This is a genomic window from Novosphingobium sp. MMS21-SN21R, from assembly GCF_031846015.1.
Taxonomy (GTDB): Bacteria; Pseudomonadota; Alphaproteobacteria; order Sphingomonadales; family Sphingomonadaceae; genus Novosphingobium.
Map to the genome: position 1 here is coordinate 435,625 of NZ_JAVRDU010000001.1, position 19,761 is coordinate 455,385.

Annotated in this window: 23 protein-coding genes; 7 read left to right on the forward strand and 16 right to left on the reverse strand. The window is 62.1% G+C overall.

The annotated features are described in order from the left end of the window. Positions 1-11: 11 nt before the first annotated feature. Entirely contained in the window at positions 12-446 is a 435-nt protein-coding gene (locus RM192_RS02090) for a TIGR01244 family sulfur transferase (protein WP_311505903.1), read from the reverse strand. Between the two features lie 307 nt (positions 447-753). Between RM192_RS02090 and RM192_RS02095 the strand changes: the two genes are divergently transcribed. From RM192_RS02095 to RM192_RS02125, 7 genes are all read left to right on the forward strand, one after another. Then, positions 754-1,551 carry a cold-shock protein gene (locus RM192_RS02095; protein WP_311505904.1) on the forward strand — a complete coding sequence of 266 codons (798 nt, stop codon included), beginning with the start codon at positions 754-756 and terminating at the stop codon, positions 1,549-1,551. Between the two features lie 172 nt (positions 1,552-1,723). Further along, a complete protein-coding gene (locus RM192_RS02100) occupies positions 1,724-2,917 on the forward strand; it encodes an aspartate aminotransferase family protein (RefSeq protein WP_311508551.1) in 1,194 nt (397 codons plus the stop codon). Further along, entirely contained in the window at positions 2,914-3,843 is a 930-nt protein-coding gene (gene argF / locus RM192_RS02105) for an ornithine carbamoyltransferase (RefSeq protein ID WP_311505905.1), read from the forward strand. The genes RM192_RS02100 and argF overlap by 4 nt, the downstream gene beginning before the upstream one ends. Before the next feature lie 10 nt (positions 3,844-3,853). Further along, a complete protein-coding gene (locus RM192_RS02110) occupies positions 3,854-4,756 on the forward strand; it encodes an Hsp33 family molecular chaperone HslO (protein ID WP_311505906.1) in 903 nt (300 codons plus the stop codon). Between the two features lie 147 nt (positions 4,757-4,903). Beyond that, complete coding sequence (locus RM192_RS02115; RefSeq protein WP_311505907.1) at positions 4,904-5,335, forward strand: DUF3617 family protein; 432 nt, start codon at positions 4,904-4,906, stop codon at positions 5,333-5,335. A gap of 69 nt (positions 5,336-5,404) precedes the next feature. After that, complete coding sequence (gene queC / locus RM192_RS02120; protein ID WP_311505908.1) at positions 5,405-6,106, forward strand: 7-cyano-7-deazaguanine synthase QueC; 702 nt, start codon at positions 5,405-5,407, stop codon at positions 6,104-6,106. After that, positions 6,078-7,667 (forward strand): MFS transporter, encoded by a 1,590-nt coding sequence (locus tag RM192_RS02125; RefSeq protein WP_311505910.1) that lies wholly within the window; start codon positions 6,078-6,080, stop codon positions 7,665-7,667. Before queC ends, RM192_RS02125 begins: the two co-directional genes overlap by 29 nt. Positions 7,668-7,671: 4 nt before the next feature. Here RM192_RS02125 and RM192_RS02130 read toward each other — a convergent pair whose 3' ends face one another. From RM192_RS02130 to RM192_RS02200, 15 genes are all read right to left on the reverse strand, one after another. Continuing rightward, positions 7,672-8,214 carry a superoxide dismutase family protein gene (locus tag RM192_RS02130; RefSeq protein WP_311505912.1) on the reverse strand — a complete coding sequence of 181 codons (543 nt, stop codon included), beginning with the start codon at positions 8,212-8,214 and terminating at the stop codon, positions 7,672-7,674. 94 nt (positions 8,215-8,308) lie between these two features. Beyond that, positions 8,309-9,391 carry an OmpA family protein gene (locus RM192_RS02135; RefSeq protein ID WP_311505913.1) on the reverse strand — a complete coding sequence of 361 codons (1,083 nt, stop codon included), beginning with the start codon at positions 9,389-9,391 and terminating at the stop codon, positions 8,309-8,311. Positions 9,392-9,584: 193 nt separating this feature from the next. Further along, positions 9,585-10,043: a DUF2793 domain-containing protein gene (locus tag RM192_RS02140; RefSeq protein ID WP_311505914.1), complete on the reverse strand. Its 459-nt coding sequence runs from the start codon at positions 10,041-10,043 to the stop codon at positions 9,585-9,587. Between the two features lie 26 nt (positions 10,044-10,069). Then, complete coding sequence (locus tag RM192_RS02145; protein WP_311505915.1) at positions 10,070-12,268, reverse strand: phage tail protein; 2,199 nt, start codon at positions 12,266-12,268, stop codon at positions 10,070-10,072. 5 nt (positions 12,269-12,273) lie between these two features. Continuing rightward, a complete protein-coding gene (locus tag RM192_RS02150) occupies positions 12,274-12,669 on the reverse strand; it encodes a peptidoglycan endopeptidase (protein ID WP_311505916.1) in 396 nt (131 codons plus the stop codon). Then, on the reverse strand, positions 12,669-13,487 hold the full coding sequence (locus RM192_RS02155; RefSeq protein ID WP_311505917.1) for a DUF2163 domain-containing protein: 819 nt from the start codon (positions 13,485-13,487) through the stop codon (positions 12,669-12,671). Before RM192_RS02155 ends, RM192_RS02150 begins: the two co-directional genes overlap by 1 nt. Next, the gene (locus RM192_RS02160; protein WP_311505918.1) at positions 13,484-15,820 is read right to left on the reverse strand and encodes a DUF2460 domain-containing protein; all 2,337 of its coding nucleotides are present in this window, start codon (positions 15,818-15,820) and stop codon (positions 13,484-13,486) included. Before RM192_RS02160 ends, RM192_RS02155 begins: the two co-directional genes overlap by 4 nt. Before the next feature lie 18 nt (positions 15,821-15,838). Continuing rightward, positions 15,839-16,420, reverse strand: coding sequence for a tail tape measure protein (locus RM192_RS02165; protein ID WP_311505919.1), 582 nt, complete (start codon positions 16,418-16,420; stop codon positions 15,839-15,841). Beyond that, positions 16,410-16,607 (reverse strand): phage tail assembly chaperone, encoded by a 198-nt coding sequence (locus tag RM192_RS02170; protein ID WP_311505920.1) that lies wholly within the window; start codon positions 16,605-16,607, stop codon positions 16,410-16,412. Before RM192_RS02170 ends, RM192_RS02165 begins: the two co-directional genes overlap by 11 nt. Further along, a complete protein-coding gene (locus RM192_RS02175) occupies positions 16,604-16,918 on the reverse strand; it encodes a gene transfer agent family protein (RefSeq protein WP_311505922.1) in 315 nt (104 codons plus the stop codon). The genes RM192_RS02170 and RM192_RS02175 overlap by 4 nt, the downstream gene beginning before the upstream one ends. Continuing rightward, complete coding sequence (locus tag RM192_RS02180; protein WP_311505924.1) at positions 16,918-17,325, reverse strand: phage major tail protein, TP901-1 family; 408 nt, start codon at positions 17,323-17,325, stop codon at positions 16,918-16,920. Before RM192_RS02180 ends, RM192_RS02175 begins: the two co-directional genes overlap by 1 nt. A gap of 29 nt (positions 17,326-17,354) precedes the next feature. Continuing rightward, positions 17,355-17,750, reverse strand: a complete 396-nt coding sequence (locus tag RM192_RS02185; RefSeq protein ID WP_311505926.1) for a DUF3168 domain-containing protein — start codon at positions 17,748-17,750, stop codon at positions 17,355-17,357. A gap of 4 nt (positions 17,751-17,754) precedes the next feature. Next, positions 17,755-17,913, reverse strand: coding sequence for a hypothetical protein (locus RM192_RS02190; RefSeq protein ID WP_311505928.1), 159 nt, complete (start codon positions 17,911-17,913; stop codon positions 17,755-17,757). Beyond that, a complete protein-coding gene (locus tag RM192_RS02195) occupies positions 17,910-18,464 on the reverse strand; it encodes a hypothetical protein (protein WP_311505929.1) in 555 nt (184 codons plus the stop codon). Before RM192_RS02195 ends, RM192_RS02190 begins: the two co-directional genes overlap by 4 nt. A gap of 115 nt (positions 18,465-18,579) precedes the next feature. Continuing rightward, positions 18,580-19,728: a phage major capsid protein gene (locus RM192_RS02200; protein WP_311505930.1), complete on the reverse strand. Its 1,149-nt coding sequence runs from the start codon at positions 19,726-19,728 to the stop codon at positions 18,580-18,582. Positions 19,729-19,761 lie beyond the last annotated feature (33 nt).

The following is a 19,761-nucleotide window of genomic DNA, read 5'->3' on the forward strand; positions in this document are numbered from 1 at the left end:
CACGCGGTCGTTCAACCGGCCTGCGCGGCGAGCACGTCCACTGTCGCGCGGATCGGGCCGATGTCATAGCCTGCGCCCGCAGCCTTGGCCGCGATCTCGTCGGGGCTGACACCCGCCTTGGCCTGGGCCAGTGCCCAGAGCAGCGTCGAGCGTGTGCCCGAGCGGCAATAGGCGAGGACCGGAGTATTGCCCGCAGCAGCGAGCGCGGCCTCGAGCGCTTCGACTTGCGCCATCGAAAATCCGGCGTGCGTGACCGGAATGGCGACATAGGCCATCCCGGATGCTCGCGCGGCAGCTTCGATGTCGGGGCCGGGCGTCTGGTCGTCGGACTCGCCTTCGGGCCGGTTGTTGACGATAAGGCCGATCCCCAGCGCCTTGGCATAGGCCACTTCGGCAAGTGTGATCTGCGGGCTGGCGTATGTCTTGTCGTCGATCTTGCGGAACATGATGTGCAGTCCTGATGGCGAGTCCTGCCGGAATCCGGCTTGAAACGCTTGTGCCCAATGGCAGAAGGTGGGGCAAGTCCGGCGGAGATGGCCGCCAATCGGCATGAAAGCCACAGTTTTCGGGGTGAATCGAGCGTAGACTGACGATTCCGTTCGCGCTGTCCTTTTTTTTGGCTATAGTCTTTCGCGCAAAGGAGATGTCCGGCCCCTCAGAGTCCGGTACTGATTCCTTCGTCGTGCCGCTGGTCCCCGCGTCCGGCCAGTGGTGCCGTGAAGGTAGGGGCGGATTGAAGGTCTATTGATTTCTATGGGTTTTGACAGAGGGCGGCGCGGTCGCGGCAGAGACAAGCGCGACGGATTCGGCGACGAAGGTGGTTTTGATCCCTACGGCGGCGGCGGTGGCGGCGGCGGATTTGGCGGCGGCTTCGGCGGCGGCGACCGTGGCGGCTTTGGCGGTGGCAATCGCGGCGGCTTCGGCGGCGGCGATCGTGGCGGCTTTGGCGGCGGTGATCGCGGCGGCTTCGGCGGCGGTGATCGCGGCGGCTTCAGCGGCGGCCCGCGCAGCGGCGGCGGTGGCGGTGGCGGCTTCGGCGGCGCGCGTGGCGGCGGCATGCCTGCCCAGGTTGTCGGCACCGGCAAGGGTGTCGTAAAGTTCTTCAACGGTCAGAAGGGCTTCGGCTTCATCCAGCGTGAAGACGGTGGCGAGGATGTGTTCGTTCACATCAGTGCAGTCGAACGCGCTGGTCTCGAAGGTCTGGCCGAAGGACAGCAGCTCGAATTCAACCTCGTCGATCGCGGCGGGAAGATTTCGGCAGCCGATCTTCAGGTCGTCGGTGATGTGATCGAAGTTGCGGCAAAGCCTGCTGCTCCGCAGCGCGAACTGACGGGTGAGCGCGCTACGGGCACGGTCAAGTTCTTCAATGCGATGAAGGGCTTCGGCTTCATCACGCGTGATGACGGCCAGCCGGACGCTTTCGTGCACATCAGTGCGGTTGAGCGGTCGGGCCTGCGTGAACTGAACGAGGGCGACAAGCTTGAATTCGACCTTGAGGTCGATCGACGAGGCAAGCACTCGGCGGTCAACCTGGTGCCGATTCAGGGTTGATCCCGATTGCATCGCTTCCGGTGATTTGACCGGCGGCCTGCAACCAAATACGCGCACAGATGGCGGTCCTTAGGGGCCGCCATTTGTCGTTTGTTGATTCCGCTTTTTCTATCTGGCTCGCGCAGTATTATTGCGCCACCCGGAAACTTTCGTGACTGAACAGGAGAGCACTATGTCGATCACCCCGCTGATGCCCGTATATCCCCGGTGCGGCGTGCGTCCGGTGCGAGGCGAGCATTGCCACCTGATCTCGGAAGACGGTACCCGCTACCTTGATTTTGCCAGCGGAATCGCGGTGAATCTGCTCGGCCACTCCCACGAGCACCTGATCGGCGCGATACAGCGCCAGGCCGCGACGTTGATGCACGTCTCCAATCTGTATGGCAGCCCGCAGGGCGAACATCTGGCGCAGCGGCTGGTCGACCTGACCTTTGCCGATACGGTATTCTTTACCAACTCGGGCGCCGAAGCGGTCGAGTGCGCGATCAAGACTGCGCGCGCCTATCACTCGTCGGTCGGCAACGATCACAAGTACGAGCTGATCACTTTCAAGAACGCCTTCCATGGCCGCACGATGGCGACGATCAGCGCGTCGAATCAGGAGAAGATGCACAAGGGATTCCTGCCGCTTCTCGAAGGGTTCAAGTATGTCGATTTCGACGATCTTGAAGGCGCAAAGGCAGCAATGGGGCCCAACACCGCAGGCTTCCTGGTCGAACCGATTCAGGGTGAAGGCGGCATCCGCGATGCGTCGGACGAATTCCTGAAGGGCCTGCGTGCCTTGTGTGACGAGCACGATCTCATGCTGATCTTCGACGAAGTGCAGTGCGGCGTTGCCCGCACCGGCACGCTCTATGCCTATGAGCAGTATGGCATCACGCCCGATGTGATGGCCACGGCCAAGGGCATTGGCGGCGGCTTCCCGATGGGGGCCTGCCTCGCCACGGAGAAGGCTGCGCGCGGCATGGTCGCGGGCACGCACGGCAGCACCTATGGCGGCAACCCGCTGGCCATGGCGGCGGGCGAGGCTGTGCTCGACGTCGTGGCGAACGAGGCGTTTCTGGCTGACGTGCGCGCCAAGGGCGAGCGGCTGCGTGGGCGGATCGAACAGTTCATCGGCAACTACCCGGACCTGTTCATTGGCGTTCGCGGGCGGGGACTGATGCTCGGCGTGATGATGAAGGTCGAACCGCGGCCTTTCGTGGCGCACATGCGCGACAATCACCAGTTGCTGACTGTTTCGGCCGGTGACAATACCGTGCGCGTGATCCCGCCGCTGGTGATCGACGACAGCCACATCGATGAATTCATGGAGCGTCTTTCGGCCGCAGCCGCCAGCTATGCGCCGGAGGCGCCGGTCACATGACCCAGAAGCATTTCCTCAACCTCAGCGATGCGGGCGGCGACGCAATCGCCGCGATGATCAATGACGCGATTGACCGCAAGGCGGCGCGCGCGGGCTTTCCTAAGGGCAAGTCCGATGCCGACGCGCCGCTGGCAGGGCACGTGCTGGCCATGGTGTTCGAAAAGAACTCGACGCGCACGCGCGTCTCGTTCGACATCGCGATGCGCCAGCTTGGCGGTTCCGCACTGGTTCTAGACGCAGGCACGACGCAGCTTGGCCGGGGTGAAACTGTAGCGGACACCGCACGCGTGCTGAGCCGCATGGCGGACGTCATCATGCTCCGCACCGACGATCATGCCAAAGTCGAGGAACTGGCTCACTACGCCACGGTGCCAGTAATCAATGGCCTTACCGATCTTTCGCATCCGTGCCAGATCATGGCTGATCTGCTGACGGTAATCGAGCATGGCAAGGCGCTGCCCGGCCTTGAAGTGGCGTGGCTCGGCGATGGCAACAACGTGCTGAACTCGATCGTCGAGGCCGCAGGGTTGATGAAGTTCAACGTCCGGATCGGCGTACCCGAAGGCTATGAATCCGATGCCGTGTTCATCGAGGCGGCCAGGTTGGCGGGCGCTGACGTGCGCATCGTGCGCGACCCCGCCGAAGCCGTGCGCGGCGCCGATGTGGTGGTGACCGATACCTGGATTTCGATGGGGCAGGCCCATGCCGAAGCCAAGCTGGCAGCGATGGAGCCCTATCAGGTGAATGAGGCGCTGATGGCCCACGCCAAGGCCGATGCGCTGTTCCTACACTGCCTTCCCGCGCATCGCGGCGAGGAAGTGACCGATGCCGTAATCGATGGACCACGCTCGGTCATCTGGGATGAGGCCGAGAACCGCATTCACGCCCAGAAGTCGATTCTGCGCTGGGCCTTCGGGCAGATCTGAGGGCGGACAAGTGACCGAACAGGACCAGCCGTCCACCGGATTCGACCGGCTGCTGCATTTTACCCTGCCCCACCGCGACGCGAGGGGCAGGGCTGTGCGCCTTGGCCCCGTGCTGGATACGATCCTGTCCGCCCACAGCTATCCGGCACCGATACGGCAGATGCTGGCCGAGGCGCTTGTCGTTACCGCGCTGCTCGGATCGTTGTTGAAGGATGAAGACAGCCAGCTGACCCTGCAGGCCCAGACGCAGGACGGCGTTGTCGACCTGCTGGTCTGTGATTATCGCAATGGTGAACTGCGCGGTTATGTTCGGCATGACCGCGCACGGCTCGACGAACTTGGGCCTGCACCGTCCCTCTATTCGCTGTTCGGGGAAGGCTTCCTTGCGATAACTTTCGACCTTGCGGCTACCCGGCAGCGCTATCAGGGTGTCGTGCCGCTTGAGGGCAATTCGCTTGCAGAAGCCTGCGAAACCTACTTCTTTCAATCGGAACAAGTGCCTACGCTGATCCGTGTTGCCGTGCAGTCATCGGCATCGGACTGTGTTGCTGGCGGTATGCTGCTCCAGCACCTTCCCGAAGGCGAAGAAGGCCGCGAGCGGCTGCACGCCCAGCTCGACCATCCCGAATGGGAGCATGTCGCGATCCTCGGCGGGTCGGTCAAGCCGGAAGAACTGACAGACCCGGCGCTCGATCTGGAAACCGTGATCTGGCGATTGTTCCATGAAGAGCGCGAGATTCGCGTGGAGCAAGGATCGGCGCTCGAACGTGGGTGCCGCTGCTCGGTCGCACATTACTGCGATGTGCTTTCGCGCTTTGATCCGGAAGCTCGCGCCGAGATGCGCAACGATGCCGGGAAGATTATCGTGGATTGCGCGTTCTGCTCAAGAGAGTTCGACATCGATCTTCCCTGATTCGGGATTTCGCCGTCCTAAACATGACAGAAGATTTCACATTTCGTCGATGCTGTAGCCCGTTTCATCGCAGTCGTTGCGATGATATAGAGGCGATGTGAGCAGGGCCACAGACCCTGTATCAGTAATGGTGCGAAAGATCTCGTCATGGCTTGGGCTGTCCCACACGTCGGTTTGCTGGCACGGTCGTTAGGGCTGGGCGCGTGTCTTTGTGTCGGCTTTCTGGCGACAGCGATCGGCGCGCAGGGCCCGGCACTGGGAATGCTTGACCGGTTCGAACCCGGACTTTGGGAAGTGCAGCCGCGCGATCAATCCAGCACGACCACCCAGCTCTGCATCGAGAGCGGCCGCAAGCTGATCCAGATCCGCCATTCACGCGACAGTTGCCGTCGTTTTGTCATCGAGGATACGCCTGGCGCGGTGACGGTGCAGTATTCCTGCCCATCAAACGGGTATGGCCATACGCGTGTGCGGTTCGAAAATGCGCGGCTTGCACAGATCGAAACACAGGGCATCGAGAACGGCCTGCCCTTCAATTTCTCCGCAGAAGCGCGACGTATCGGGTCCTGCAGGCACTAATCATTGAAACGAAGAAAGTTTCGAGCGAAATCATTGCATCCCGCCGCGCGCACGGCTAGCCCTGCGCCGATGTCTTCCTCGTTCCACTCTGCCGATGCACCGCTAGCTGTCGTTCTATTGTCTGGCGGGCTGGATTCGATGGTCTGCACAGCGCTTGCCAAAGAGCAGGGATTCCGCGTTCTCGCGTTGACGATCGACTACAATCAGCGGCACCGCGTGGAGCTGGATTCTGCGCGAGCAATCGTGGCCGCAATTGGCGTTGAGAGACACGTCATCCTACCTCTGGATTTGCGCCTGTTCGGCGGGTCTGCCCTGACGGCAGACATTGCCGTTCCCAAGGACGGTTTAGGGGACGATGTCCCGGTTACCTACGTACCTGCGCGGAACCTCGTCTTCCTGTCGCTGGCGCTCGCATGGGCAGAAGCAGCTGGCGCGAACGACCTGTTTATCGGAGTGAACGCGCTCGATTATTCCGGATACCCGGATTGCCGCCCGGAGTTCATTTCCGGGTTCGAGGCGGTTGGCCGCATAGCCACCAAGATCGGTAGCGAGGGAGGAACGGTGACCGTTCACGCGCCGCTGCAGCACCTCAGAAAATCACAGATCGCCCAGGAGGCGGCGCGGCTAGGCCTTGACGCTGGACAAAGCTGGTCCTGCTACGATCCCTTGCCTGATGGGAGAGCCTGCGGCGAGTGCGACAGCTGTCGACTCAGGCGCGCAGGATTTGCAGAGGCAGGCCTTCATGACGGAACCCGCTACGCCAACACTTGATAGCACGGAGAATGGCCAACAAGGCGAGGTCTCAGCCTATAGCTGGTATGCGCTCGGCGTACTGGTTCTCGTATACGTGCTCAATTTTGTCGACCGGCAGATTCTTTCTATCCTCGCCAACGATATCAAAAAAGATCTCGCGCTCAGCGATGCCGATCTCGGGTTTCTCTACGGTACTGCCTTTGCTGTGTTCTATTCGCTTTTCGGGATTTCGTTGGGGCGCCTGGCGGACAATTGGCACCGCGTCCGTTTGATGAGCGCAGGACTTGCGCTGTGGTCGGCGATGACTGCGATTTCAGGCTTTTCGCGAAGTGGGACGCAATTGGCGCTTGCTCGCATCGGCGTCGGCGTCGGCGAAGCCACGGCCAGCCCGGCCGCCTACTCGCTGATATCAGATTACTTCCCCCAGCGCCTCCGCGCGACGGCATTGGCGATCTACTCGTCCGGACTTTATCTAGGCGGTGGCCTGTCGCTGCTGCTTGGAGGTTTGATCGTCGAGCACTGGAACGCAGCATATCCTGACGCGGCTCCCCTGGGACTGGCGGGGTGGCAGGCAGCGTTCATGGTTGTAGGACTGCCAGGATTGTTATTAGCCATTTGGGTTTCGTTTCTTCGAGAGCCGGTACGTGGCGCCATTGACGGACTGCCTTCCTTGGGATCGGCCAAACCTTTTCGGGATTTTCTCGCTGATCTTGCCAACGTCGTGCCGCCGTTTACTTTGGTCGGTGCTGCTCGCCGAGGTGCCGCAGCACTGGCCATAAATATCGCCGTAGCGGCAACAATTGCAGCGCTGGTGTTGGGCCTAACCTACATCCTCGGAAAATCGACGCTTCAGCAATGGGCGTTCGTCGGCGTCGGCGTCTATGCAGTGTTCAGCTGGGCTAGCTCCCTGAGAGCGTCCGATTTACCCACATTCCGGCTGATCTGGTGCTCGCCGGCATTCCTTTGCACGACACTTGGGTACGGCATGGTTGCCTTTACGGCTTATGCGACGTCGTATTGGGCTGCGCCTTACGCAGAGCGGGCCTTTGACATCGGCAAGGGAGAACTGGGCTGGTTCGTAGGTGCTCCAGGCGCGGTTGCCGGCTTCATCGGCGTAATATCGGGCGGGCGCGTCGCCGACTATCTCCATTGCAGGCTCCCGGCGGGGCGGATCTATGTCACCCTATTTGGGTTGCTCGCGCCCATCGTTCCCTTGGTTGCAGCCTATAGCACTGACCATTTCGCCACGTTCGCTATGTGTTCGTTTGTTGCTCAGGTCTTGTCGAGCAGTGCGCTAGGCGGTGCTGCAGCGACCAGCCAATCTTTGGTACTTCCGCGTATGCGAGGCACTGCAACTGCGACCTTTTTCCTGGCCACGACGCTGGTCGGCCTAGCGCTCGGGCCGTTCATGGCGGGCTATGTGTCTGCAGTGAACGACAGCAATTTGGCCATCGGGGTGTTGGCCACCCTCGTGTCTGTGCCGATAGGGCTTACATTTTTGGTGATTGCCATACGCTGTGTTCCGCGCGCGCAAACCGGATTGGAAGCGCGTGCCAAAGCGGCAGGCGAATGTATCTGATCAGCTATTTGGCGGCAGGGGAGAGCACGCCGCAGGCAATGCGACCTCCGCTGTTGCCGCTTGGGTCGGACTTGTAGTCGTCAGGACCGGCATGGAGGACCACCGCTGCTCCATCTGCATCGAACACTGTAGCAAGCAACTGCTCTGACGCTAACAACAGTGGCGCTTTCATCGAGCCCGTGCCGTTGGCCGCAATTTCGATGTTGGGCAAATCACCAAGGTGCGGTCCTGTAGGATTGAGCGTCCCATGCTGATGTGCATCCGGGTTAAGGTGCCCGCCAGCAGTTGAAAAATCGGGGGCTTCACACTTGCCTGCAGAGTGTAGGTGAATGCCATGGAGGCCAGGTGTCTGGCCAGATACGCTGGCAACCAGATATACCGACGCGCCGACGCTCTCGATTGCGGCCTTGCCGACCACGACACCGCTTCCATTGGTTAGCGCGGTTTTTGCCAGTGTTTTTACCAACGGGTTCTCGGCAGACATAGTCGAACATCCAGCGAGAGCAACTGCGCCAGTAATGGCGGCGAGCGCGATCTTGATGTTCATGCCTTGTGTCTCCGCAAATTGGTTGTGCGGAGTCTATAACGAAAAAGGGGCCGGATTGCTCCAGCCCCTTTCCGAAAATCGGCTTTGACCGAAATTACATGCCCGAACCCGGACCGTACGTGATTTCCACGCGGCGGTTCTGGAGTTCACGAACGCCATCCGCGGTCGGAACGCGCGGGTTGGTTTCGCCGAAGGCCTGGCTTGTGATCGAACCATCGGGGATGCCGTGGGTCGACAGGTACGAACGGACCGAGACGTTGCGACGTTCGGACAGTGCCTGGTTGTACTTCACAGTGCCCGAACGGTCGGCATAGCCAGCAAGCATGATCGGAACGCTCATGCAGTTGCCGTATGCAGTAACCGCATTGTCAAGAATGGTCGCTGCTTCCGGCGTGATGTCCGACTTATCCCAGTCGAAGAACACGATGTACGGACCCTTGTTGCAGACCGGAGCCGGCGGCGGGGGCGGCGGAGGAGGCGGAGGCGGCGGGGGCGGCGGGGGCGGCGGCGGAGCGACGTCCTCGACCGGGGCTGCGCCACCGAAGTTGTACGTCAGAGTTCCGAGCAGCGAGTGCGAACGGAACTTGGTGCGCACGTTGGTGCCCGCGTTGTTCACCAGATCGATGTGATTCTGGTTGAAGAAGCGATACTTCAGGCCGACATCGACATGATCGCTCAGCGGTGCACGGATGCCTGCAAGTGCCTGCCATGCAAAGCCGGTGTCGGAATCGACAACATTGCGTGGCGTGTCGTTATAGATGACAGCGATCTTGGCACGGCTGACGCCGACGCCACCGCCGACAAAGCCCTGAAGGCCATCATCAGGACCGAAATCCAGCAGGCCGTTGACCATGAAGCTCAGAGCCTCAGCGCCACCGCCAACGGTTGTTTCTGGATAGACGAACCGAACCGCGTCGTACGAGCTTTCTTCAGCGCGACGATAGCTCACTTCGCTTTCAAGACGGAAGCCGCCGAAGTCATAACCGACAACGCCACCGAAGTCGTAGCCAGTGCGGGTGTCAAGCACGCCGTTCTGGTTCGAACCGAGCAGGTTTTCGATGTCTTCGACAATCATCGCGCCTGCATCGGCTTCAACGTACCAGGAATCGTTCCGGGCAAGTGCCGGCGATGCCATGGCAGTCGAGGCCAAGGCCAAGCCTAGGACCATTTTCCGCATTATAGTTTCCCCTTTTAGCGACATCATGCCACGTCGTGCAGATTGTCTAACGGTTCCAAAGTGGTCATGCAAGCGGACAAACGCACTAACTGTTGCATGAATACAACGAATTGAAACCGTTGTGCCATGCATCTGGTCAGCTGAAGACGCCCTCATGTCCCGGTGGAATGCTGCAAGCGCGGTTTGGTTCCACTCAAGTCGATGAAATTATTCCAGACGTTTCAAGCGCACTGATAAGCGCGACAATACAACTGCGCGCCTCCACGTCGATTGTCGCACCGCCGACTGGCAATGTGGGCGCGGCAGCCAGCGTCCAGCCATCCGAATAGTGTCGCAACGCGTGCGCTGCGCGGTCAAAAATTTTCATGCCCTCAACTGGTTGGAGAAACCGCCAACCGCTGTCGGTCCAACCTGCGATCTTGCCCTCATGCCCCGTAAAGGCTCCCGTTGCCGGACTGGAAACGATCCATGCCTGCCCTGCAGAAGGGCTAAGTGCAGGATCCGACCGTACGCCTTCCACCGACCCGGAAAGGAGGAAATCCACCACGGCAAGCGCCTCGTTGACCGTGACTTCTTTTTGAGATTGCCCGGAAAACAGCAGTGGAAGGCCGTGACGAGGCGTCGAAGACGAATAGCTGACTGGATCGCTCATTGGGCGGGCCTTTCAAAAACGCCGGTTCAAGCCGGCAGATTGATGGTGAGCGGGTTGGAACGGGATTGCCGTCCAATCTGGCGCACGAAAAACTGGCCGTCGGGAAAGGATGTTCGGAGTTCGGCGGCCAACGCCTCAGAAACGGTCAATTCGTTGGAGCTGGTATTCCATCTGCTCGACGGCACGCCTGCCGATTCGAAGCTCACTTCCCATGCTTCTGCCGGTTCGTTCAGCGGAACATCGACCTCGTCGAGCCAAGCCCAGGCACCTCTGGATCGGCGGGTCCATTTTAGCGTTACCGAATTGTCCGCATTCCGCCACGACTGCCCATGGACCGGCGAGAGTGGCCGCAACGTGCGCCCAGCACCATGGATGAAGCTGAAAACGGGAGAGGCGTCGCCCAGCCCGAGTGCCACAATCCGTGTAGTTGCGGGATCGGCGATCAGCGATCGGTCAATCGCAATAAGCCCTCTGTCGATGACACAGAATGTTTCGCCCGGCCCGTGGCCTGCTATGGCGTCCTCGGTGCCGCCCCGGCCACGCAACAGTCCGCTGATCCGCCATGTGCGACCGCTCACAAATTTCGCGCTTGCGAACTGGATAATTTCGGATCCCAGGACTGCGACATTTGCGCCCTGCGTGAGTTGCGCCCAGGTCACACTGTCGAGCGTGAAGTCACTGGACCAAAGCTCGACTTCAACACCGGGGCCGGTGTCGAGCATTAAGGGCGATGCGGTATGCAATCCACTGGTCGTCGTCCCGGCAATCGCGCGTTGCCGCCCGGTACCCCCAAGTAGGCTCATGGTGCCATCAAGCTTCTGCGCGTAAAGTGTCGCGCCTCTCCACCCTGCGGTTTGCGAACTGGCGGAGACCCTGATCGCAGCAGATGCGCCGTCGCCACTTCCGTCCCAGGGGAGTTCGAATGCAAAGATCTGTGAGGGTGCTGGCAAGAGGTCAGTAGCGCGATTTGATCGGCCGGAATCGGCAGTTGATGCCGAAGGTGACACAGGCGGAACCGCTGACAGGTCCAGCATTATCCCGTCGGCTTGCCACTCCCACTGGTCGATCCGCCAGTCACCTTGGATCACTGGCGTTCGAACTATCGAGCCGGGCGCCATGCCGATATCAATCTCGCTGACCCGATAACGCAGGGAATCCCGTGCCACGGTAAGACGGCGTGCAGCGGCGTTGGCAAGATTCCGCGCTTCGCTGGCGCTCATTGCGGCAGGAAGCTCAATCACGCTGACATCACCGGGTCCGCTGCGACCGATGCTCCTTTGCAGCCCCGGTTGATAATCCCGCGCGAGATCATAATAGCGGACGGCACATTGGCGAGCGCTGGGCAGTGCTTCGCGTCGCCGCGACCATCCGTCGGCACGCGCGTCTTCGGCACTGTCACCACCTGCTGCCGGATGCGGAAGTATGCGCAATGCTCCGGCGGGTGCGTGTTCGGCCAAACCAAATGCCAGTGTTTCGTCGCTGACGCTGCAACTTAGCGGCGTCACGTCGGACAGCGTGGCCAGAATGTCTCCGGCAGTGCCTTGATCCAGTGTCAGTCCTTTGAATGAGGAACTTTCCAATCCGCTGGTCGATGCAGCGGGGACCAGTTCACTAACGATGACATCGAGCGAGACCGCGTCGTCGTCGGCAATGATCTCTAGTGTCAGCGATGGAAGCCGGTTGCCATAGTCGGCAAGTTCGAGGTCTTCGAAAACTACGTATGCCAGATTGCGGTAGGCGGGATTGAGGGCCACGCCTTCAGCCTCAACCAGCAACGGATCGGCGTCCTGATCACCGTGGCCAAGATGCACACGTAGCTTGCCGCCAACCTTCAAGTCGCCCGCCTCTCCGCGCAGCAGATTGCCATCAGCCCAGATGCGTCCGATCCCCTTGATCGGCCTGCTGCCCACGGCGACCGCAAACGATGCCGTGTAACTGTACGTCGTCACCGATGGACGGCCTTTGCCTCCACCAGTCTTTTCCTTGTTTTCCGCAAGCTCAGTTGCCCAGATGACGGTTCCCGATGTCCGGATACGGCCGAAGTGCAACGGCAGAGCCGAACCATAGCTCGACGTCTGAACGGAAAGTTCCTTGAGCCGGGGCCCCTCGACCTTGCGCCCGGCAATGATCCCGGCATCAACTTGCCGGCCGATCAAGGCACCGATTGCGCCGCCAAGCGGTCCCCCGACCAGAGTGCCCACAGCGGAAAGGATCAGCGTAGCCATGGCGATCAAACATCCTTTTCGGCGAGGCGCCACTGTTGGGCGACAGGCCAGGGAAGGGGGGCGGGAAGGAAGGTCACGCGGCCAATTCCGGCGTGGGCATGGACAAAACCGCCCGGCACCGCGATGACCAGATGCGGTTGCACGGGGTTGGCCATGCAAAGAATGACGTCACCGCGATCTGCGGTCTCCACCAGACCGCTACGGTCGGCATGGGCCAGCCAGCGGGCAACAGATGTGAGTCGAAGTGAATATCCGGCTGGACAGTCTGGCTCATGGCCTGCACGGCGCATCGCCTCGGCCACAAGCCCGACACAATCCAGCCCGGTTGCGGGAATCCTCCCGTGCAGCCGGAAGGAAGTCCCGATCAGGCTCGTCGCGGCCTCTGCCAGTAGGCGGTTCATCACTGCGACGCAGGATAGCGTGTAAGCAGGTCGTTGCCCGGCAGGAAGGGCTCACCCTGAAAGTTCAAGGCGTTCCCGAACCGGCTTGAACAAGTCGAGAGCGTGTGATCGCAACCCTCGCGCAAGACGACCCGCACGCCCGCCGCTGTGTCGGACGCCATGGGTCGATCTAGGACCAGCCACCCCTCGTCCGCTGCCTCAATGCGCATCGTTATACCGGCAACTGGGCCGTCCACCATCCGAAGCCAGCCGAACTCGAAGCGCTCAGGACTGGCCAAAGTGCTCAGGCGCACCCATTGGCGGTCGGACGAAACTTCGGCAATCACCGCCTCATGCGTGACGTGCGCAGCCGACAGCGTGCAGCCTTCACCACAGAACTCGGCGCGGCAAGTCGGCGACGTGCGCGGCACAACTTGTCGAGTCAGCATATGCTTGATCGATTGCAGTTCTGCCGAGAACTGCTCGCCCTCGCGTCCCACAGAACCGATCGTCCCTGTGAAAAGCGATTCTGTTTCGAGCGTCTCCCAATCGACCAGTCCCATCGACACGCGCGCGCCATCGTATCGGCCAGCCGACAAATCGGTCTCTCCGATGGCATCGTGGCTCAAAGCTCCGGTCACTTCGGCAGAGTCGGCCTCAAACGTCGCGGTGCGGCGCACGGCCGATGGAACCATGCCCGGCGCGGTTCGGTGCTGCAGTCCGGCAAACACCAGATCGCGGTCATGGCTGGTGAATCCCAGAGCCACACCATCGCACCGCTCGATCCGCCACCACACCGCGACCGTTTCAAGCGACTGACTGAACCAAGTTCGCGTCATGCGTCTTCTCGCAGTTCGATCAGCGGCACACTCGGCGCTTCGCCGGCGGCAAATTCCGCGCCAGAAATGTCGAGCCGGTCTTCGGCGAAGCGTACCGGCACGTCGAACAGGAACCCTGCTCGCACCACTGCGCCTGCCGAAGGAGCCGTCGCAAAAGCGATCACGCCTAGAGGTTCAACCGTGAAGTTCCCGGTCTCCACGCCATTTATGCTGACCCTGAGCGACCCGGCTCGGGGCCGGGTGATCCGCCGCCGCTGGGCCTCGTCGCTTTGGCCATAGTGCTTTGCCAGCGCGAACCGCGCCGTCGCTCCGTCGCCTGTGCCGATCACTTGATCGCCCGGCGTGACGGTGCCGGTCATTCCGTTCGAGCTGAAGTCCGATGGATCACGCAAGAGAAACCCGCGCGCCTGGCCGCGTCGCGCTCTGAAAAACGCAATCAGTTCGCCAAGTTCCGCTTCGGACCGTACGCCCGGCCCGACGTCGAAGCGCAACCTTGCATCCGACCACAAGCTGTTGCGCCGTTCGAAGCCCGAGGCCGTGATCGTCACATTCGTGGAAAATTCGGGCGTGACCGAGGCGTCCCGTCCCAGCGCAAGCGGGAACAGGACATCGTCGAAAGATTGCATGGTCTCGTCTCCGCTCGTTTCGGGAAGTCTGACATAGCCGTCGCGCGAAACCTGCGGCTGAGCCCAGATGAAAGTCTCGGCCACACCCAGTGCCACCGCTTCACTTGCAGCAGCATCGATCCGCTGCCACTCCGGTTCGGCATTTGATGCGTTCAAAACGAAGCCCGAAAGGTAGTGCTGCCGCTCGCGTGGATATCCCATCCGCGCTTCCGCAATTGCCCGGCCTTGGGATCGCAGGGCATCCTTGCCTGCGGTTACCCAGTCATAATCCTCAAGTTGCAAGGTATCGAATGCAGGCGATGCCCACCCCACCGGCAAATTCGCTCTCCGCGCTTCGGGCATGGAGGGATCGAGCACCGTAGGCAGAAATGCGAGGAGCAGCGTCTCCGCTCCGGCTACCCCTGCAGCGCTATTCACTGCAGCCATCAGGTCTGCCGTCGATTGCGCAAGAATGGCGCCCGCCGCATCAAGCAGTGCCTTCTGCGCTGTCGTCAGGCTCGCACCAAGGTCCGCAATGTTCACCGGATTTCCGCCCAGCGCCGCTCTCGCCGCTTCATCATAAATGCAGATGCGGCGGTCCTGCGTCACCCACCACCATGGCTCACCCACTTGATAGCGAACCGGCAGACCGGCTTCGGACATCAGCCCTACCACCGCCAATGCCACTTTACGCACCCAAGCCATGGCCTGCGTGTTGGCAGGCGATAGCAAAGCAGAGGGCGGCGACCAGCCAGTCCGTCCCGCGTCGCCATTCCATGCCCGCTGCTGCCAGTCCGTCGGGCAATGCTGCGCCAGCAGTTCATAGGATTGCGATGCGATTACTGTATGACCCATCGCATTCGCCTCGGCGAGAAACGCGCGGTGCCAAGCCAGTGCCGCCGCATTCATCGCAGGCAGCGCCGGATCGACCACAAATCCACCCGCGCCGTCCGGCACCAGCGGAAAGAAGTGGCTCATCCCGATGTAGTGGTTGATGCTGCCGCGATATCCCAGTCCGCGCACCTGTCGCAACAGCCGCGCCGGCGTCAGATTATAGGCATCGTCATAGCCTGTGCACATCGAAAGCCCATGAGGCGGGACCATCACGTCACCGATCTCTAACATCGGCTTGTGCCCCTGGCAGCGCATTTCGCTCAGCTCGGCCCAACCAGTCACCGTCGAGGCAAATGCGCCGCTACCCGATCCGTATCCTGGCGGCACCAGCGAGATGAACAGGCGGTCGATTGCCGCCGGATGCACCGGGTCCGCTTCCGAAGGAAGCAGGAAGCCGCCGCTCAGCCCCGAAAATGGCAAGGTCACTTTCGCATCGCTCGGCGTGCCCGTCGCGTAGTTCCATAAGCGGACATACCATGCCCGTGAATTGCCAGTTGCATCCCGGCCTTCGATCGTCAGCGTCGGCCCGTTCACCGCGTCGAGCGGCAAGACGCCAGCCGACCGCCAACGGAATGACAGCGTCAGCCGCGAGTAATCGCGCCGGGTTTCATATGACAACAGCGGGTGATCCCACTTGTCCTCGGATTCCCATATCAGCCCGACCAGGTCGTCAGCCTTCTGGAAAACGGCATCCACCCGCAGCGCATCGGGCGCAGTGGTGACAACCGACGCCATCGCAGGCCGCGGAAAGTTGACCGTCCAGAATCGCGGATCGAAGCGCTGGATCGTGTCGGCGTGTTGCACCGTGCGGCGCTTGGCGAGCCAATGGCCCATGTCCGGTTCTCCGATTGGTCAGAAGTCGTTGAGCGCGCGGCGCACCGCCTGCGCCACCTGGCGGCCAGACCGGCGCAGGCTTTCGGGCTGGTTGCTGCCCTGCGGACTGACAATGCGGATCGATACATTGACGTCCCGCCCCTTGCCGCCACCCAGCGAAGGCTCCACACGCCCGGCCGAGGTCGGCACGAACAATTCAGGGCCGCGCTCGCCCACCAGATAGCCGCGCCCTGGCGCCACCGGCCCGCCGGTCGCACGCCCCGGCAAGCCGAAGATCGAACCGATCAGGCTGCCCAGTCCCAACACGGCACTGCCCCCTCCGCCTGCGCTGCCAAGACCGCCCAGCGATCCGATTCCGGCCTGAACGGCCTGCGCTGCGATATCGCCCAGCACGTTCATAGCCACTCGGCGCAAGTCTTCGAAGCCCAGCGAGCCGCGGCGTATCGCGCCGAGCAAGCCGCGCTCCAGCGTGTCGCCTGCGCGCCCGAACCCATCCACCAGCACGGAATCGAAGCTGCCTCGCATTTGCGCCACATCGGCCGTAAAGCCCGAGGTATTCGCGCGCACGTCGATCATCAGCGTGTCGAGTTCATCCGCCACGGTCTGCCTCCATCAATCTGTCGAGTGTGCCCTTGTCGATTGTCCCGCCATCGGGCGCCCGCAATGCGCGCAAGACGCAGGCAAGTTCTTCCGGCGTTGCGGCCCAGAACGTGTCGGGCAGCCATCCCAGCAACAGCGCCGCCTGACCACTTAACGCGGCGGCGCTTGCCCCAAAGCGCTTGTTCACCCGGCGCCTTTCAGGATCTGCACGATCAGCGCACGCAGCGAAGGTGTGCATGCGGCAAGCCCCTCACGAGCGACGGCTTCGGCAAAGTCGGCACGGTCCAAACCATTGCGCTCGCGCAGGCAATGCCAGAACAGTCCGACCATCTCGGCAAGCCGCAACTGCCCGGCACTGGCCCGCTCGACCATTGCGAACAGTGGACCAAGCTCCTCTTCGGCCGCCACAAGGGCGCCGAATGTCGGGCGCAACACCAGCGGTTGCCCGCCGATGACAAGCACCGCTTCCCCGCGATGGGGGTTCGCTGCGTCCGCCATCAGACCTGCGCCACCTGGCCCGAGCTTTCGAGCGTCATGGTGTAGTTGCGCTCACCGTTGAAATCGCCCGAGTAGTCAAGGCGCTGCACAAGGAAGCGGCCACGCATTTTCTCGCCGCCCTCGAACGACAGCTCATAATCCGCAATCGTGCCAGCCATGGCATTTCCGCGCACCTGCACCTCGGCGGCGCTACCTAGGAAGATGCCCGCCGCGCTCACCGTCACCGACCGCGTACCAGCGCCCGAAAGCAACTCGCGCCAGCCGCCCGAATCCTTGCTGGTGATGACGACGGATTCACCATTGATCGACATCTGCGTCGTGCGCAGGCCAGCCACGGTGTTGTAAGTCGGCGTTGCTGCGCCATCGCTGATCTTCAGCAGGAACGCGCTTCCCTTCTGGGCTGCCATTGTCGTTTCTCCTTGGAATGAAATGGGTCTCAGGCGGCAAGAACGCGCGCCCGGTATTCGAGCACGACCACCCGCATGGCTTCACCGCGCTGCTCTGCACGGGCGCGGATCATGCCAATGCTGGCAATGCGAAAGCCTGAGAAGGACTGATCTGCGGGCAGGTTCTCCACTCGCGCCTCGATCCCGGCGACAAGCGCAGCCCCGCCCAGCGGGTCGTCACTGCGAAAATTGAGCTCGAGAGCCACGCGGATTTCGCGCCCCGCCAGCGTCTTGGTGCCCCAATTGGTGCTCGCGCTAGTGGTTAGTGCCAGCCAGGGCAGGGCGGTACGCGAAGGCGCTTCCTCGACCACTGCGTTCAGCGCCTCGGACAGCACGGGATCACTTGCCAGCCATGCAATCAGCACGGCACGAAACGGAATTTCCATCGGTTCAATCCTGTCCGAACAGAGGCCACAACAAGCCTGCCTTGCGCCAGCGCCGCGCATCCTTGCGCCGCGCGATCAACACCGCCCGCGCTCTGGCCAAAACTCCGGCCTTGTCGGTCAGGCTCCGCGCTATCTCGCCGATGTTTGTGTTCGCGGTGATCATGCCAGCCGCATCCGCCGCCACGGCCGCCAGAGCGCCGCCACCACCGAAGGCGGTACAGCAGGCGCAGCCTTCCGGTCGTCGTCGCGGCCACGGTGCTGGTGCGCGCAAAGCCGGATCACGCCATGCCGGATGGCATCTGGCAGGCCTGCCCAATCTGCGGCAAGGCCGGCTGAGTAGGTTGCAACGATCCGCGTCTGGCCGGTTGGCCGTCGCAGTCGCACGCGGCCTGCGCCGTCGGCGTCGATGTCGAACTCATAGTCGGATCCTGCCAGTGCCGTCCGCGTGCCCGCCAGATCCAGCGCCGCCAGCGCGGTGATCGCGCGCACCGGGCGTGCGGAAAGCACCTGCCACTCGCCACTCGCATCAAGCGTTTCTTCGCAGCCGGACTGTAGCGGCATCGCGCCGATGAAGCCCTCGCAAATCTCGAACGCGGTGCGCAGCAGGGCTGCCAGTTCGGCATCGTCGGCAGACCGGGAGATGCCCAGCCAGGCCTTGAGTTCGGTAAGCGCCGCCGAAGACAAGGCAGGCGGTGCGATAATTGCCCGCTTCATGGCAATCTCCGGTCAATGATGGGAATAAGGGGCGCCCGCAGCGGCAAGGGGGGAGCCGCTGCGGGCGCGGTCGGTTGCGCGCCCGTCTAGGGGAGGAGGCAGGGCGCGCGCCCGATCAGAGCGCGATCTTCAGCAGCTTGATCGCATCGCTATCCAGCACCTGCCCGCCAACACGGCGCGTGGCATAGAACTGGACGTAGGGCTTGTTGGTATAGGGATCGCGCAGGATCGTAGTCTGGCGGCGCTCCGCGATAAGGTAGCCGGCCTTGAAGTTGCCGAACGCGATCGGGAACTGATTTGCCGCCACATCCGGCATGTCCTCGGCCTCGATCACCGGATACCCGAGCAGGCGGTCCGGCTGACCGTTCACCAGGCCAGGCTGCCACAGAAACGCGCCGTCTGCGGTCTTGAGCTTGCGTACCGCAGCCAGAGTGGCCGAATTCATCACCCAGACAGCGCCCTGACGCAGCGGGGCCTTCATCTGACAGACCAGATCGATCAGCTTGGCTTCCGGGGCTGCATCGAAGCCCGCAGCGTTCCCCGAACCGATGAACTGCAACGAACCGAACGCGCGGGTATTGTCGCCCGCCGCGCTCATCGTGGCGGAAAGGAAGCCCTTGGGCTGGTTGGTGCCGGTCCCGCTGATGAATGCCGCGCCCTCGGCCCGGGCAAACTCGGTGGCGATTTCATTCGCCAGCCAGCTTTCCAGATCGAACACCGCATCGTCCAGCATGGCCTGTGTTGCCGAAGGGTTGGCATAAAGCTCACCCGTCGGCGGCACGATTTCCGCGAGTTTGGGACTGGCGGTTTCCGGCCGCGCGCCGGTTTCGCTCACCCAGCCCGAAGCCGTGCCACCGGTCGAGATCAGGCGGCGGAAGCCCGACGTCCCGGTCCGGACCACATTGGCAACAGAGCGGATCGGGCTGATTTCCACCATGCGGCGGGCAATCATTTCGTCGATCTGCTGCGGCACCGCATAGCCGCCATCGGCAGCAACTGCACCCGACAACGATTTCAGCTCGGTTTCGCGGCCATACCGAAGATAGCCATCAACAAAGCCCTTCACTTCCGGCCCGCTGACCAGCCCTGCGCCTTCCAGCATCGGGCGAGCCGCAGCACGGCCGACCTTTTCCAGCCGGCCCTTCACTTCGTCCACATCGCTGCGGAGCGTCGCCAGCGCGGCGTCCTGCGCTTCTTGGCGCTCGACGATGTCGAACGATCCGGTCAGCGCGTCTGCCTTGGTCTCGAGGTTTACGGTATCCATGGGGTATAACGTCCTTTCTGCATGAAGAGGGCC

What these genes read in the sequence shown, in the direction of transcription:
- RM192_RS02200 (WP_311505930.1), bottom strand. Translation starts at nt 19,728, where the DNA reads ATGGATACCGTAAACCTCGAGACCAAGGCAGACGCGCTGACCGGATCG.
- RM192_RS02195 (WP_311505929.1), bottom strand. Translation starts at nt 18,464, where the DNA reads ATGAAGCGGGCAATTATCGCACCGCCTGCCTTGTCTTCGGCGGCGCTT.
- RM192_RS02145 (WP_311505915.1), bottom strand. Translation starts at nt 12,268, where the DNA reads ATGGCTACGCTGATCCTTTCCGCTGTGGGCACTCTGGTCGGGGGACCG.
- RM192_RS02090 (WP_311505903.1), bottom strand. Translation starts at nt 446, where the DNA reads ATGTTCCGCAAGATCGACGACAAGACATACGCCAGCCCGCAGATCACA.
- RM192_RS02130 (WP_311505912.1), bottom strand. Translation starts at nt 8,214, where the DNA reads ATGAACATCAAGATCGCGCTCGCCGCCATTACTGGCGCAGTTGCTCTC.
- RM192_RS02100 (WP_311508551.1), top strand. Translation starts at nt 1,724, where the DNA reads ATGTCGATCACCCCGCTGATGCCCGTATATCCCCGGTGCGGCGTGCGT.
- RM192_RS02140 (WP_311505914.1), bottom strand. Translation starts at nt 10,043, where the DNA reads ATGAGCGATCCAGTCAGCTATTCGTCTTCGACGCCTCGTCACGGCCTT.
- RM192_RS02150 (WP_311505916.1), bottom strand. Translation starts at nt 12,669, where the DNA reads ATGAACCGCCTACTGGCAGAGGCCGCGACGAGCCTGATCGGGACTTCC.
- RM192_RS02095 (WP_311505904.1), top strand. Translation starts at nt 754, where the DNA reads ATGGGTTTTGACAGAGGGCGGCGCGGTCGCGGCAGAGACAAGCGCGAC.
- RM192_RS02135 (WP_311505913.1), bottom strand. Translation starts at nt 9,391, where the DNA reads ATGCGGAAAATGGTCCTAGGCTTGGCCTTGGCCTCGACTGCCATGGCA.
- argF (WP_311505905.1), top strand. Translation starts at nt 2,914, where the DNA reads ATGACCCAGAAGCATTTCCTCAACCTCAGCGATGCGGGCGGCGACGCA.
- RM192_RS02160 (WP_311505918.1), bottom strand. Translation starts at nt 15,820, where the DNA reads ATGGGCCATTGGCTCGCCAAGCGCCGCACGGTGCAACACGCCGACACG.
- RM192_RS02155 (WP_311505917.1), bottom strand. Translation starts at nt 13,487, where the DNA reads ATGACGCGAACTTGGTTCAGTCAGTCGCTTGAAACGGTCGCGGTGTGG.
- RM192_RS02180 (WP_311505924.1), bottom strand. Translation starts at nt 17,325, where the DNA reads ATGGCAGCCCAGAAGGGAAGCGCGTTCCTGCTGAAGATCAGCGATGGC.
- RM192_RS02175 (WP_311505922.1), bottom strand. Translation starts at nt 16,918, where the DNA reads ATGGCGGACGCAGCGAACCCCCATCGCGGGGAAGCGGTGCTTGTCATC.
- queC (WP_311505908.1), top strand. Translation starts at nt 5,405, where the DNA reads ATGTCTTCCTCGTTCCACTCTGCCGATGCACCGCTAGCTGTCGTTCTA.
- RM192_RS02115 (WP_311505907.1), top strand. Translation starts at nt 4,904, where the DNA reads ATGGCTTGGGCTGTCCCACACGTCGGTTTGCTGGCACGGTCGTTAGGG.
- RM192_RS02125 (WP_311505910.1), top strand. Translation starts at nt 6,078, where the DNA reads ATGACGGAACCCGCTACGCCAACACTTGATAGCACGGAGAATGGCCAA.
- RM192_RS02185 (WP_311505926.1), bottom strand. Translation starts at nt 17,750, where the DNA reads ATGGAAATTCCGTTTCGTGCCGTGCTGATTGCATGGCTGGCAAGTGAT.
- RM192_RS02190 (WP_311505928.1), bottom strand. Translation starts at nt 17,913, where the DNA reads ATGATCACCGCGAACACAAACATCGGCGAGATAGCGCGGAGCCTGACC.